We start from the raw sequence: 12,606 nt of genomic DNA on the forward strand, positions 1-12,606 counted from the left end.
GAGGTGTCCGCCACCGACGAGGGCCGGCTGGTACGGCTGCAGAAGGTGCTGGCCGCGGCCGGCGTCGGCAGCCGGCGGGCCTGCGAGCAGCTGATCGAGGAGGGGCGGGTCGAGGTCGACGGCCGGCCGGTCCTGGAGCAGGGGATGCGGGTCGACCCCCGCACCGCGGTCATCCACGTCGACGGCGTCCGCGTCCCGACCGCCCCGGACGTCACCGTGCTGGCGTTCAACAAGCCGCGCGGGGTGCTGTCCACGATGAGCGACGACCGGGGGCGCCCGTGCGTGGGCGACTACGTCGCGGACCGCGAGGACCGGCTGTTCCACGTCGGACGCCTCGACGCGGACACCGAGGGGCTGCTGCTGCTCACCAACGACGGGGACCTCGCCCACCGCCTCATGCATCCCTCGCACGGCGTGCAGAAGACCTACGTCGCCACCATCGCGGCGCCGGTGCCGCGGGGGCTGGGACGTCGGCTGCGCGACGGCGTCGAGCTCGAGGACGGCCCAGTGCGGGCCGACTCGTTCCGGGTGGTGCAGAACGCGCCGGGTCGGGCCATGGTCGAGGTCGTGCTGCACGAGGGCCGCAAGCACGTGGTGCGCCGGATGCTGGCGGAGGCCGGCAGCCCGGTGCAGGAGCTGGTGCGCACCCGGATCGGCCCGATCGCCCTGGGACAGCTGCGGCCGGGCCGGCACCGCACCCTCACCGGGGGGGAGCTGGGAGCCCTCTACACGGCCGCGGGGCTGTGACCGCCCCGCGCTAGGGTGACGCGCGACCCGACGGGATTCGCGCGAGCAGGAGGTGGGCGGTGCCACTGCGGGGGATCCGCGGCGCGACATGCCTCACGGCCGACGACGCCGACGAGATGTCGGAGGCGGTGGTCGAGCTCCTCTCGGTCATGATCGAGCGCAACGGGCTGACGCACGACGACCTGGTCAGCGTCATCTTCACGGCGACGCCGGACATCCACTGCGGCTTCCCGGCGGCGGCGGGGCGGGCGATCGGCCTGGTCGACGTACCGCTGCTGTGCGCGCAGGAGATCGACGTCACCGGTGCGATGCCGCTGGTCGTCCGCGTCCTCATGCACGCCGAGCTGGACCGCGCGCTGACCGAGGTGTCGCACGTCTACCTGCGCGGGGCGGAGGCGCTGCGCGTGGACCTGGCGCAGTGACCGAGGCCGACGGCCCGGTCGCGCCGGCTGGTAGTCGGGAGTCGGTCTCGGGTCCGGAACCGATTCTCGGTCCGGAGCCGGTCGCCGGGCCGGTGCTGGTCGTCGGTACCGGGCTGCTCGGCGCCTCCGTCGGGCTGGCCTTGCGTCGCGCCGACGTCGACGTCCTGCTCGAGGACACCGATGACGCGGCCAGGGACGAGGCGGTCGCTCGCGGGGCCGGGCGTGCGAGGCGGGACGGCGACGTCCCGGTGCTGGTCGTCGTCGCGGTCCCCCCGGCGGCCGCCGGGGCGGTGCTGGCCCGGGAGCTGGCCCGGTGGCCGCAGGCCACCGTCACCGACGTCACCTCGGTCAAGACGCGCCCGCTGGCCCAGGCCGTTGCCGCCGGTGGCGGCGCCGAACGGTTGGTCGGCGGCCACCCGATGGCCGGGCGCGAGGTGTCCGGTCCGGGTGCCGCCCGTGCCGACCTGTTCGACGACCGGGTCTGGGTCCTCACCCCCCTCCCGGGCACGGAGCCGGAGCGACTGGAGCAGGTCCGCGCCCTGGTGCAGACCTGCGGGGGCCTGCCGGTCCAGCTGGCCCCCGAGGACCACGACCGGGCGGTGGCGCTGACGTCGCACAGCCCGCAGGTGCTGTCCTCCCTTCTCGCCTCGCGGCTGGCTGACGCCCAGCAGGCGTACGTCGAGGTCTCCGGGCAGGGCCTGCGCGACGTCACCCGGATCGCCGCGTCCGACCCCGCGCTGTGGGCGGAGATCCTCGGCGCCAACGCGACCCCCGTGGCCGACGTCCTCGACGTGGTCGCGCAGGACCTGGCCCGAGTCGTCGACGCGCTGCGGGCGCTCGGGGGATCCGGGGCCGATCCCGAGCCGCGGGAGGTGCTGGTCGACGTGCTGGCGCGTGGCAACGCAGGCCACGCCCGCGTCCCGGGCAAGCACGGCGCCGAAGCACGCCCGTACGTCGCCGTGCCGGTCAAGGTGGCCGACCGGCCGGGCGAGCTCGCCCGGCTGTTCGTGGCCGCCGGTGACCTGGGGATCAACCTGGAGGACGTCCGGATCGAGCACGTGCTCGGGCGGCCCAGCGGCCTGGTCGAGCTCGCGGTGCGACCCGCCGTTGCGGCCGACCTGGTCGAGGGGCTGCGCCGTCGCGGGTTCGACGTACGGGCCTGACGTGCCGGCGGACTCGATCCGTCGAGCCTGCGGGCGGGTCGGCGACGGCCGCCGGCGGGTAGGCTCCCCGGCGCGATGAACGACACCCTGCCCGCCGCCGCGCGGACCGCCGTGGTCGCCGTCGACGGGCCGTCGGGGTCGGGCAAGTCCAGCGTGTCCCGCGGGGTGGCTGCGCGGCTGGGGCTGCGGTACCTGGACACCGGTGCGATGTACCGCGCGATGACCTGGTGGATGCTGCACGAGGGCGTGGATGTGGACGACGCCTCGGCCGTCGCGGCCCGGTGCGCGGAACCCGAGCTGCTGGTGGGGACCGACCCGGCGGCGCCGGGCATCAGCGTCGACGGGGTGGACGTGTCCCAGGCGATCCGGGAGGAGCCGGTGACCGCCGCGGTCAGTGCGGTGGCGGCCGTGCCCGAGGTGCGGGCCCGGCTGGTGCTCCTGCAGCGCGACGTCGTCGCAGAGGCCGGCCGTGCGGGCACCGGGGCGGTCGTCGAAGGTCGCGACATCGGAGGGGTCGTCCTGCCCGACGCTGACGTCAAGGTGTTCCTCACCGCCGACCCGTCGGTCCGGGCCGCGCGTCGCGCTGCCGAGGACGCCGCCCGCGGCGGCGCCGAGGCCGACCACGACCGGGTCCGCGGCACCGAGGCGGACCTGCGCCGGCGTGATGCCCACGACTCCAGCCGGGCCGCCTCTCCGCTGCGCCGCGCGGACGGGGCGGTCGAGGTGGACGCCACCCACCTCGACCTGCCCCAGGTCATCGACGCCGTCGTCGGCCTGGTGGTCGCCGCGGCGGGTGCGCGCGCCACCGGGAGCCGGGCGTGACCGCGGCGCCGAGGGCGTCGGGCGCGGCGCACGGGCGCAACCTGGGCTCGCTGCTGCTGCGCTCGGCGTACCGGCTGCGCGTCACCGGAGCCCACCTGGTCCCGCGGCGCGGTCCGCTGCTGCTGGTCGCCAACCACACCAGCGACCTCGACGCCGCGGTGCTCTTCGCGGCCGGCCCCCGCCCGGTGCACCTGATGACCCGCGCCGACGGCTTCGTCCCGCCGCTGGACCGCCTTCTGCGCTCGACCGGGCAGATCGCGGTCCGCTGCGGCGAGCCGGACCGCGAGGCGCTGCGCTCCGCCGCGGCCGTGCTGGCCGACGGCCGCGCCGTCGGGCTGTTCCCGGAGGGGTCGCCGGGGCCCGGGGACGTCGCCCGGATCCGGCACGGGGTGGCCTACCTCCAGGCGCGTACCGGCGCTGCGGTGGTCCCGGTCGCGATCCTGGGGACGCGGGCGGCGGGGCAGTCGGCAGTGGCGTGGCCGCCCGCTCGGACCCTGATCGACGTCGTGTTCGGCACGCCGCTGGACCTGGTCCCGGTGCCCGACCCGTGCCGGCGCGCGGACCTCGCGCGGCTGGGGGAGCGGGTGCGGCAGGGGCTCGCGGACCACGTACGGCTGGCATCCGCCCGGACCGGCCAGGACATCCCGGGCGACGAGCCCGCCCGACCCGACGTGCGCGGACTGGCCGCGCGGGAGGCTTCATGAGCGACGAGCGCGCGCAGGGTCCCGGCGACGGCGACCCGGGTCAGGCCGCGGGTCCAGGCGCTGGCCCCGACGTGGGTCCGGGTGAGGGCGAGGCCGCCGACTGGCAGGCCGACGCCGGCTGGGTCGAGGTCGACGACGAGGAACTCGCGGCCGATCTCGGCGACCTGGACGAGGAGGACCCCGAGGAGGCGGCGCTGGCGGCGTACGCCGCGGCGGTGGCCGAGTTCGGGGACCTCGACGCCGACCTGGTGCCGGACGAGGCGCACGGCGGGCCGGTCCCGGTGGTCGCCGTCGTCGGCCGCCCGAACGTCGGGAAGTCCACCCTGGTCAACCGGATCCTGGGGCGCCGCGAGGCGGTCGTCGAGGACGTGCCGGGCGTGACCCGCGACCGGGTGCTGTATGACGCCGAGTGGGCCGGCCGCAGGTTCCAGCTGCTCGACACCGGTGGCTGGGAGCGCAAGGTCAAGGGGATGGCCGCGCAGATCGCAGCCCAGGCCGAGCGCGCCGTGGCCGACTCCGACGTCGTGATGTTCATCGTGGACGCGACGGTCGGCGCCACCGACACCGACGAGGCCGTGGTACGCGTCCTGCGGCAGGCCGGCAAACCGGTGCTGCTGGTGGCCAACAAGGTGGACGACGCCCGGACCGAGGCCGACGCGGCCCTGCTGTGGTCGCTCGGCCTGGGGCAGCCGTACCCCGTGTCCGCCCTGCACGGCCGGGGCAGCGGCGACCTGCTGGACGCCGTGCTCGAGGCGATGCCGGAGGAGGGCAGCGGAGCGCTGCGTCAGCGCGGGCCTCGACGGGTGGCGCTGCTGGGCAAGCCGAACGTGGGCAAGTCCTCGCTGCTGAACCGGCTGGCGGGCGAGGACCGCGTCGTCGTCGACGACAAGGCGGGGACCACCGTCGACCCCGTCGACGAGCTGGTGGAGCTCGGCGGGCGGACCTGGCGCTTCGTCGACACCGCCGGCATCCGGAGGCGGGTCAAGGAGGCGGGCGGCCACGAGTTCTACGCCTCCCTGCGGACCCAGGCGGCGCTGGAGCGGGCCGAGGTCGCGGTCGTGCTGGTCGACGCCAGCCAGCCGCTGACCGAGCAGGACACCCGGATCGTGTCGATGGTGGTGGAGTCCGGTCGGGCGCTGGTGATCGCCTTCAACAAGTGGGACCTGGTGGACGAGGAGCGCCGTCGCTACCTGGACCGGGAGATCGACCGCGACCTGGTGCAGGTGACGTGGGCCCCGCGCGTCAACGTGTCGGCCCGCACCGGCCGGCACGTGGACCGGCTGGTGCCCGCGCTGGACTCCGCGCTGGCCGGGTGGGAGACCCGCGTCTCCACCGGTCGCCTCAATGCGTTCTTCGCCGAGATGGTGGCCGCGCACCCGCACCCGATCCGGGGCGGCAAGCAGCCCCGCATCCTGTTCGGCACCCAGGTGTCGGTGGCTCCGCCCACGTTCGTGCTGTTCACGACCGGGTTCCTGGAGGCCGGCTACCGGCGGTTCGTGGAGCGGCGGCTGCGCGAGGAGTTCGGGTTCGTCGGCTCGCCGATCCGGGTCAACCTCCGGGTGCGGGAGAAGCGCCGCCGGCGCTGAGCCGGGCGCGTGCCCACGTCCTCAGCGGGCGCGCCAGCGCTTCCACAGCGCCGCACCGGTGGCCCGGACCTTGCCGTCGGCGTGCAGCTCGGCGGTGACGAGCATCCGGTCCTCGTCCGCGTCGGTGACCCAGGCGCGCAGCGTCAGCGGTCCGGCCAGCGGAGTCGGGCGCAGGTAGCGCAGGTCCAGGCCGGCCGTGACGTACGCCAGCCCGCTGCCCGGTGGCACCAGGCCGGTGCGCTCGCCGTGCAGCATCATCGCGGCTGCGGTGTGGCAGTCCAGGACGGTCGCGATGATGCCGCCGTTGAGGAACCCGCCGCCGTTGTCATGCTCCGGCCAGGGCTCGAACGACGCGATCACGGCGCCGAGCTCCCCGTCGGCGTCGGCGCCGGTGTCGGCGTCGGGGAAGCTGCGCAGCCGCAGGCCCTTCGGGTTGGCGTGACCGCAGCCGAAGCAGGTCAGGAAGGGGTACAGGCGCTCCTGGATGCTGAGAGCGTCCGGGGCGTCGGTGACGTCGTCGTCGGCCATGCATACCAGCATGCCCCGCGGATTCGGAGGGGCTGCCAAGGTCGGGTAAGGTTTCCCCGCTCCTGGCAGGCCCGGGGGCGACGGGCTGTGGCGCAGCTTGGTAGCGCACTTGACTGGGGGTCAAGGGGTCGCAGGTTCAAATCCTGTCAGCCCGACACACCGTGTTCGCCGTCAGAGGCCGTCCCTGAGAAGGGGACGGCCTCTCGCGTTCTGCGTGGGGGTGGGGCGCAGTGCGGCGGACTCGAGAAGGATCTTCCGCGGAAGATCCACTTCGTCGTCGATCCGATGGGCTCCAGGACCGCTGCTGAGGTCGCGTCGGGCTGCCCGGCCTGGGATCGCGCGGGTGGTGCAACTAACTCCCGGTGCGAGCAGGGGTGGCTCCGCGGGCGACGTCGCCGATCCGCAGGAGGTCCTCGGCCAGCCGCAGGTCCCTGTCGCGGTGCGGGGGAATGACCGCGGCGAAGAAGCGGTCCAGCAGCCACGGCGCGAGCAGCACTTGGAACGACTGGGTGATGCGGGTCTGCGTCCCATGCGCCTCCAGCTCGATCCGCCACAGTGTGCTGTCGGGGAGCAGGCGAGACGGGACCGTCCGCCAGGCCAGTTCACGCGGCGGGTCGACGGCGACAATCTCGCACTGACGGCTCCAGATCGCCCAGCCAGCCCTGTTGCGACCGCGGAACTGCGCTCCCGGCAGCGCCGCGTGCGTCGCGCCCAGCCACCGGGCACCCCGGCACTCGTGGCTCCATTCGCCGACTCGGGTGACGTCGGACACGACGTCCCACACCTGCTGCACGGTGGCGTCGACGAGCACCTCGACGCGTGAGGCCTTCTGCACCTCGGACATGGCTCCTCCTCGTGGTCCGTGCCCTCGCCGATCAGGTGACGCCATCGCCCAGCAGGCGGTCGATCGTCTCCGCGAGCCACCGTTCGTACTCCTCCAGCGACCGGCGGCCGACCTGCGTGAGCAGGACGAACGCATCGGCGCCCATCACGACCCACAGGGCGTCGAGCACGTCGGCGTCGTCCGGGCGGTCCGTCACCAGGGCGATGCCCTCGCGAATGTTGTCTCGCCTTCGGTTCTCCAGCTCGTGGATCTTGGCTGCGAGCTGCGCGTCGCTGGCGCCCGCCTCGGACAGAGCGCGGCGCAACCCGTACGTGCGCTGGTTGATCCCGGCGAGCAACCGGGCAGCGGCCGCGATCCGGTCCCCGCGACTCCCGGTGCCGAGCGCCGCGAACTCGGGTCGTTCGGAGAGCGTCACCGGCGCGGTGTCACCGACGACGCTCACGTCAATGGCCCGCAGGAGCAGCTCACCCTTGGAGCGGAAGTTCGCGTAGACCGTCTCGACCGACACGCCGGCCTGCCTAGCGATGTCGCGCATCCCGGTCCCGGCCCAACCCTGCTCTGCGAAGAGCGTGGTGGCTGCCGCCACCACGAGGGCGGCAGTCTCCTCGGCCTGCTTCTGCCGACGCGCGGATCGGTACGGCCGTCGGGCCCGCCCCGCAGCGGTGTCCGCGGTCATACTGCGGGGTGCCTGCTCGGTGAAGGAGTCGGGGTCCACCGCGCCCTGGCCTGGCGCCGATAGGCGGGACCGAAGCCGTACAGCAGCACCCACCGCTGCAGGGCCGGCACCTTGTGTACGACGACCTCGTACCCCTCGGGGTCGATGTCCTCGATGAGCCAGTGGCCCTCCATCGCCAACTGCCGCGTGGACTTGGGTGTGAGGTTGTACTCCTGCTCCACGGCGTCCCAGTCCGCCGCGCTGATGCTCGCGGCCACGACCGGCATCGCCTCGGCCACCTCGCGGTTCAGGTGCGGGACGAGCACCTCGGTCAGGTCGTCGAGGGCGGCGACCAGGACGGCCCGCGGTGGGTCGCCGGCCGTCTGCGCGTACTCGCGCGCGGCAGCGGTGACGCGGTCGGCGGCGGGGGACACCCGCGCGTGGTCCGCCTCCAAGGAGTCCAGCAACTTCGCCGCGTCCGGGTTGTGCCGACGGACCACGGGCCACAGGCCCTCGTCCTCGCTGCGGTGGTGCGCGTGCAGGAACTCCATCATCCAGACGACGTGGTGCCCCAGTGCCGTCCGCTGACGTCCCGCCGGCGGCGCCTCGGCCGCCAGGACGTCCCGGGCGCGGCGGAGGTCGCGCTTCAGGGCCGCGTGCACGATCCCCATCATCCGGGTGTCGGCCGGACCGGTCGCCGTGGTCATGTGGCCACCTCCTCGACGTGACGACCGAAGGCTAGAACAAGAGACTAATGAATACAAGTCTGTTCCGATCAAATCTCCGTTCGCTCCCGGTGGTGCACCGTCCGCGTGCCGCGCGCGGAAACGGAGAAGTGGATCTTCCGCGGAAGATCCACTTCTCGCTCCGGTCCCGTTCACGGCGGTGTGCGACGCGGTCAGGCTGGTGGGTTGGTCCCCTCGCAGGGACGGCCTCACGCCTGCTGCGAGGGGTGGGCGCGGTCCGGCGGACGGGAGAACGATCTTCCGCCGAAGATCGTTTCGGGCAGTCGCACCCGTGTGGCGGACCGTGTCGATGACACGACCCCGAGCGTCCGCACCGAGGCTGGCACACAGAGAAGTGGATCTTCCGCGGAAGATCCACTTCTCGTTGGTGCGGTGCGGTGCGGTGCGGTTAGGAGGTCGGCAGGACCGCGCTCACGACGGTGAAGCAGGAGCGCTTGGCCTGACCGGTGCTCAGGTTCAGCGTCCCGGAATTGTCGTCGATCTTGGCCCCCGTCAGGCAGTAGACGGTGCCGTTGACGGCCGTGCTCGGCACGACCAGGCTGCCCCGCCAGTTGCTGACGCGCTTCGCGGCGCCCGTGCGGGTCAGCGCGATGTCCGGAGTGCCGGTCACCGCGGAGCCACCGGGGACGGTCGTCTTCCACTGGGCCACCGCGTGCGCGGCCGGCTTCACCGCGACCTTCGCCTTGAACTGGACGAGGACCTTGACGGTCACATCGCCACCGGTCACGTCGAGCTCACGGACCTTCGTGATCTCGTCGGCCCGCGGGCCGGCGAACGCGAGCATGGTGATGCCGAGCTTCTGACCGTGGTGGCCCTGGGTCTGCACGTGCTGCTGGGTCTGCACGTGCTGCTGGGTCTGCGCGTGCTGCTGGGTGTGCAGCTGCTCCTGGGTCTGGAGCTGGGTCTGGAGCTGCTCCTGGGTCTGCAGCTGGGTCTGCAACTGGGTCTGGGTTGTCTGCCCCGAGCACTCGGGGTGCTGGCACTGGCCGCAGTCGGCCAGGGCGGCGGTTCCGGCCGCCATGGGGGCCGCAGCGATCGCCAACGCCACGCTCAGGGGCAGAAGGCGGCTGGTGCGCATGCGAGTCATCCCTCTCGTGTGTCGTCGTGTCCTGTGTGGGTGTCCGCCGCGGAGGTGGACCGGGTGGGTCCCGAGTCCTCCGCGACCGGTCCGGTCGACGGGGCGGTCGGTGGCGCCTGCGGCGCCGCCCTGCCGGGGCGGGGCGCCGCAGGCTCGGGGCCTGCACTCCCGGCAGAGCCCCCCGAGTTGGCGCCGCTGCCACCGGTGCCGGACTCGGAGCCGGTCCCGGTGCTGGCGCCACCGCCGGTGGTTCCGCCACCGCTGCCGCTGTCGGAGTTGGTGGTGCCGGAGCCGCTGCCGGAGCCGGAGCCGGAGCCGGAGCCGGAGCCGGAGCCGGTGCCGGAGCCGCCACCGGAGTTGTCAGTGCCGGAGCCGGTGCCGGTGCCGGAGCCGCTGCTGGTGCCGGAGCCGCTGCTGGTGCCGGAGCCGGATCCGCTACCGGGGTTGGTCTCGGAGTTGCTGCCACCGGAGTTGTCGCCCCCGGTGTTCCCGTGGCCGTTCGACCCCGGTGTCGCGTTCTGCTCGGTCCCCGTCACGCGGGCGCAGTACGCGTCAATGGCCTGCGGGCCACCCGCACGCTCGGCCAGCCGTGGACGCAGCTCCGCCCGCTCGCTCGCCGAACCCGAGATCCACACCAGGCACTGACCGCGCACGGTCACGGGCGCCGCGGGCCCACTCGGGCGACCGGTCGATGACGGCAGCCCCGTCGTCCCCGACGACGCACTGCCACCAGGAGAGCCGGTCGCTCCCGTGGCCGTGGCGGATGCCGAATCGCTCGGAAGGGCCGTGGTGGGTTCCGCGGGTGCCGGCGGTGGAGGCGGCGGGGCGCCGAGCACGTCGTGGACGAACTGCTGGAGGGGGGCCGGCAGCGATCCGGTGATAGCGGCGGCCGCGACCCCGCTCGACAGCGCGACGGCGCCGGCGACCAGGCCGATCGCGGCAGCCCGGCCCAGGCGACGGCGTCCGCGCCGCGGTGCCAGGGACGTCACCGCGTCGGCCGCCGACGACGTCGATGCACGGAAGGCGGCGACGGCCTCGGCCTCACCGGTCAGTTCCTCGGGGGCCCCTGGTCCGGCCGCCGCGGCCACCAGATCGAGCAGCCGGGCCTCGGCGGCGGTCACGGCCTCCGCCCGGCCCTCGAGGACGGCCTCCATCCGGAGGACGTCCTCGGGGGACGGTTCCGGTGCCGGGCCACGGGTGGTGCTCACGTACCCAAGAGCGTCCCCGATGGTCGTGGCGTTACGGTCCGTCCCCGCCCGGTCCGAGACGCTCGGCAAGGGTGCGCAGCCCGCGGTGGGCCAGCACGCGGATCGCCCCGGGCGAGCGGTTCATGATCGAAGCCACGTCGGCCACGGGAAGGCCCGCGACGGCGCGCAGGAAGACCGCCTCGGCCTGGGCCGGCGGGAGCGCGGCGATCATGACCAGTGCCCTGCGCGTCGACTCCGCCACGACGGCCAGGTCCGCGGGGTCCGGGGCGGCACCGGGGTCCTCCGGCAGGTCCTCGACGGGCGTGACCGGGCGGCGCATGCGGCGCCGCTGCTCGTCCGCCCACCGGTGGCGGGCCACGGCCCACAACCAGGCGCGGAAGGCTCCGGCGTCACCCTCGAAGGCGCTCAGGTCGCGTACCACGGACGCCCACGTCTCGGCGGCCACGTCCTCCGCGTCGGGCCCGGCCAGCAACCAGAGGTAGCGCAGCAGCAGCGGCTGCATCCCGCGATACAGCACGGCGAACGCGTCGGGGTCGCCCGCGCGCGCTCCCGTCAGCGCGGCGTCGAGGTGCGCGTCCACACCCCGAGTCTCCGGCAACGTCCTCGCCGGCGAAGCAGGACCCCGACCCGCCCGGTGGGCACGACGTCGAGGGTCGCGGCTGGCGGTCACCGCGACCGGGACCGGCGTCGTTCGTCCTTGAGTACAGGAGCCAGAAGCACGCAGCGGCCCCCGGTGGTCGTGAGGGACACCGGGGGCCGCTGCGTGCGTCCGGAGCCCGGGGACCCCCGACGACGGTGCATCCGTAGGCGGGTCAGCGGCGGAAGTACTCATCAGAGCGCCGTCCAGCGCGTTCGACGCATGACGACCGCCCCACCGAGAAGGAGCACCGCCATGAGGAAGATCGCGATCGCCGCGGCCGCCGTCGCCGCCACGCTGACCCTGGCCGCCTGTAGCAGTTCGTCCGACGAGGCGGCATCGACGACGGAGCCCGCCGCGACGGCCTCGGCGACCGCCGAGGAGTCGATGCCGGACGAGACCCAGGAGGAGTCGGCCACCGGGGACATCGTCGATGTCGCCAGCACCACCGAGGGGTTCACCACCCTGACGACCGCCGTCACCGAGGCCGGACTCGTCGACACGCTGAAGGGTGAGGGACCGTTCACGGTCTTCGCCCCGACCGACGACGCGTTCGCCGCCCTGCCCGACGGTCTGCTCGACGCGCTGCTCCTGCCCGAGAACAAGGAGCTGCTCACCAAGATCCTCACGTACCACGTGGTGGCGGGGAACGTGATGGCCGCTGATGTCACCGACGGCGAGGTGGCCACCGTCGAGGGTCAGACCGTGACCCTCTCGACGGCCGACGGCGTAAAGGTGAACGACGCCACGGTCATCCAGGCCGACGTCGTCACGTCCAACGGCGTCATCCACGCGATCGACGCCGTCCTGCTGCCGCCGGACGTCGACCCGAACGCCCTGCTGGGGTAGATCCCGCTCCGACAACTGACTTGTGGTGCCGGTTGCGTGAGCTACAGCTCACGCAACCGGCACCACAGTCGTCGGTGGGCCGGCCTACCGCCGCGGGTCGGCGGCCGATCGTCGGGCGGCCACCTCGTCCCGGCGCACGGTCGCGGCCGGGACGCCCCCGACCGCCCAGCGCTCCGGCTCGACCGGCCACATCCCGCCCCGCACGCGGGAGCGCTCGACGCCGAGGGTCTCGACCAGCAGGTCGGTGAAGCCGGCCAGCAGACGCTGGGCGCTGTCGAGCGGGCGTCCCTCCAGCAGCATGAAGTGGAAGTACGGCGCCTCCTCGGCGCCGTCCGCGACGAGGTCGCCCCCGACGCACACCAGCGGTGCCCGGTGCTCGTGCGCGAACGCGCGGACCCGGTCCACCGGGCACGCCAGCTCTTCTGCGAACAGGGCGCACGAGCGGCGCAGCAGCTCGGCCACGGCCCCGTCGGTGTGACGGCCCTCGACGAGGTGGTAGGTGACGATCGGCATGGTGGCCATCCTCCCTGTCGGCGGACCGGCTGTCGGTGCACCGGCGCGAGCGCCGGACGCGCACCGACAGCCCGTGGTCCGCCGACCGAGGCTCAGGCGGGCCG

15 protein-coding genes and 1 tRNA gene are annotated in these 12,606 nt (G+C 74.0%); 8 read left to right on the forward strand and 8 right to left on the reverse strand.

All coding sequences use genetic code 11. The features are described 5' to 3' along the window. The first annotated feature begins 3 nt into the window (after positions 1–3). The 6 genes from R2737_09660 to der all read left to right on the forward strand — a co-directional run bounded on the left by R2737_09660 (position 4) and on the right by der (position 5,444). On the forward strand, positions 4–747 hold the full coding sequence (locus tag R2737_09660) for a pseudouridine synthase (protein ID MEZ5116520.1): 744 nt from the start codon (positions 4–6) through the stop codon (positions 745–747). A 59-nt stretch (positions 748–806) separates the two neighbouring features. Further along, the gene (gene aroH, locus R2737_09665; protein ID MEZ5116521.1) at positions 807–1,169 is read left to right on the forward strand and encodes a chorismate mutase; all 363 of its coding nucleotides are present in this window, start codon (positions 807–809) and stop codon (positions 1,167–1,169) included. Between the two features lie 92 nt (positions 1,170–1,261). Continuing rightward, positions 1,262–2,332, forward strand: coding sequence for a prephenate dehydrogenase (locus tag R2737_09670; protein MEZ5116522.1), 1,071 nt, complete (start codon positions 1,262–1,264; stop codon positions 2,330–2,332). Positions 2,333–2,407: 75 nt separating this feature from the next. Next, positions 2,408–3,154, forward strand: a complete 747-nt coding sequence (gene cmk, locus R2737_09675) for a (d)CMP kinase (GenBank protein MEZ5116523.1) — start codon at positions 2,408–2,410, stop codon at positions 3,152–3,154. Continuing rightward, positions 3,151–3,858 (forward strand): lysophospholipid acyltransferase family protein, encoded by a 708-nt coding sequence (locus R2737_09680; protein MEZ5116524.1) that lies wholly within the window; start codon positions 3,151–3,153, stop codon positions 3,856–3,858. The genes cmk and R2737_09680 overlap by 4 nt, the downstream gene beginning before the upstream one ends. After that, on the forward strand, positions 3,855–5,444 hold the full coding sequence (gene der / locus R2737_09685; protein MEZ5116525.1) for a ribosome biogenesis GTPase Der: 1,590 nt from the start codon (positions 3,855–3,857) through the stop codon (positions 5,442–5,444). The genes R2737_09680 and der overlap by 4 nt, the downstream gene beginning before the upstream one ends. A 21-nt stretch (positions 5,445–5,465) precedes the next feature. Here the strand turns inward: der and R2737_09690 are convergent, their stop codons facing one another. Continuing rightward, positions 5,466–5,972: a PaaI family thioesterase gene (locus R2737_09690; GenBank protein MEZ5116526.1), complete on the reverse strand. Its 507-nt coding sequence runs from the start codon at positions 5,970–5,972 to the stop codon at positions 5,466–5,468. An 81-nt stretch (positions 5,973–6,053) separates the two neighbouring features. Here R2737_09690 and R2737_09695 point away from each other — a divergent pair. Beyond that, positions 6,054–6,127, forward strand: a tRNA-Pro gene (locus R2737_09695). Between the two features lie 197 nt (positions 6,128–6,324). On the opposite strand, the gene R2737_09700 is transcribed toward R2737_09695, so the two are convergent. The 6 genes from R2737_09700 to R2737_09725 all read right to left on the reverse strand — a co-directional run bounded on the left by R2737_09700 (position 6,325) and on the right by R2737_09725 (position 11,083). Further along, positions 6,325–6,816 carry an SRPBCC family protein gene (locus tag R2737_09700; protein MEZ5116527.1) on the reverse strand — a complete coding sequence of 164 codons (492 nt, stop codon included), beginning with the start codon at positions 6,814–6,816 and terminating at the stop codon, positions 6,325–6,327. Between the two features lie 31 nt (positions 6,817–6,847). Then, the gene (locus R2737_09705; protein MEZ5116528.1) at positions 6,848–7,492 is read right to left on the reverse strand and encodes a helix-turn-helix domain-containing protein; all 645 of its coding nucleotides are present in this window, start codon (positions 7,490–7,492) and stop codon (positions 6,848–6,850) included. Continuing rightward, the gene (locus tag R2737_09710) at positions 7,489–8,178 is read right to left on the reverse strand and encodes a hemerythrin domain-containing protein (GenBank protein ID MEZ5116529.1); all 690 of its coding nucleotides are present in this window, start codon (positions 8,176–8,178) and stop codon (positions 7,489–7,491) included. Before R2737_09710 ends, R2737_09705 begins: the two co-directional genes overlap by 4 nt. Positions 8,179–8,605: 427 nt before the next feature. Continuing rightward, complete coding sequence (locus tag R2737_09715) at positions 8,606–9,295, reverse strand: hypothetical protein (protein MEZ5116530.1); 690 nt, start codon at positions 9,293–9,295, stop codon at positions 8,606–8,608. Positions 9,296–9,300: 5 nt separating this feature from the next. Continuing rightward, positions 9,301–10,503, reverse strand: coding sequence for a hypothetical protein (locus R2737_09720; GenBank protein ID MEZ5116531.1), 1,203 nt, complete (start codon positions 10,501–10,503; stop codon positions 9,301–9,303). Between the two features lie 31 nt (positions 10,504–10,534). Continuing rightward, positions 10,535–11,083, reverse strand: coding sequence for a sigma-70 family RNA polymerase sigma factor (locus R2737_09725; protein MEZ5116532.1), 549 nt, complete (start codon positions 11,081–11,083; stop codon positions 10,535–10,537). 312 nt (positions 11,084–11,395) lie between these two features. On the opposite strand from R2737_09725, the gene R2737_09730 reads away from it, so the two are divergent. Next, positions 11,396–11,989: a fasciclin domain-containing protein gene (locus tag R2737_09730; GenBank protein MEZ5116533.1), complete on the forward strand. Its 594-nt coding sequence runs from the start codon at positions 11,396–11,398 to the stop codon at positions 11,987–11,989. A gap of 84 nt (positions 11,990–12,073) precedes the next feature. Here the strand turns inward: R2737_09730 and R2737_09735 are convergent, their stop codons facing one another. After that, positions 12,074–12,502, reverse strand: coding sequence for a tautomerase family protein (locus tag R2737_09735; protein ID MEZ5116534.1), 429 nt, complete (start codon positions 12,500–12,502; stop codon positions 12,074–12,076). Between the last annotated feature and the right edge of the window lie 104 nt (positions 12,503–12,606).

The organism is Candidatus Nanopelagicales bacterium, from assembly GCA_041393815.1.
GTDB lineage: Bacteria > Actinomycetota > Actinomycetes > S36-B12 > JAWKJK01 > JAWKJK01.

Excerpts from the sequence above, each read along its gene's own strand:
- R2737_09700 (MEZ5116527.1), bottom strand. The coding sequence starts at position 6,816 with ATGTCCGAGGTGCAGAAGGCCTCACGCGTCGAGGTGCTCGTCGACGCC.
- R2737_09735 (MEZ5116534.1), bottom strand. The coding sequence starts at position 12,502 with ATGCCGATCGTCACCTACCACCTCGTCGAGGGCCGTCACACCGACGGG.
- R2737_09715 (MEZ5116530.1), bottom strand. The coding sequence starts at position 9,295 with ATGCGCACCAGCCGCCTTCTGCCCCTGAGCGTGGCGTTGGCGATCGCT.
- R2737_09705 (MEZ5116528.1), bottom strand. The coding sequence starts at position 7,492 with ATGACCGCGGACACCGCTGCGGGGCGGGCCCGACGGCCGTACCGATCC.
- R2737_09730 (MEZ5116533.1), top strand. The coding sequence starts at position 11,396 with ATGAGGAAGATCGCGATCGCCGCGGCCGCCGTCGCCGCCACGCTGACC.
- R2737_09690 (MEZ5116526.1), bottom strand. The coding sequence starts at position 5,972 with ATGGCCGACGACGACGTCACCGACGCCCCGGACGCTCTCAGCATCCAG.
- der (MEZ5116525.1), top strand. The coding sequence starts at position 3,855 with ATGAGCGACGAGCGCGCGCAGGGTCCCGGCGACGGCGACCCGGGTCAG.
- cmk (MEZ5116523.1), top strand. The coding sequence starts at position 2,408 with ATGAACGACACCCTGCCCGCCGCCGCGCGGACCGCCGTGGTCGCCGTC.
- R2737_09710 (MEZ5116529.1), bottom strand. The coding sequence starts at position 8,178 with ATGACCACGGCGACCGGTCCGGCCGACACCCGGATGATGGGGATCGTG.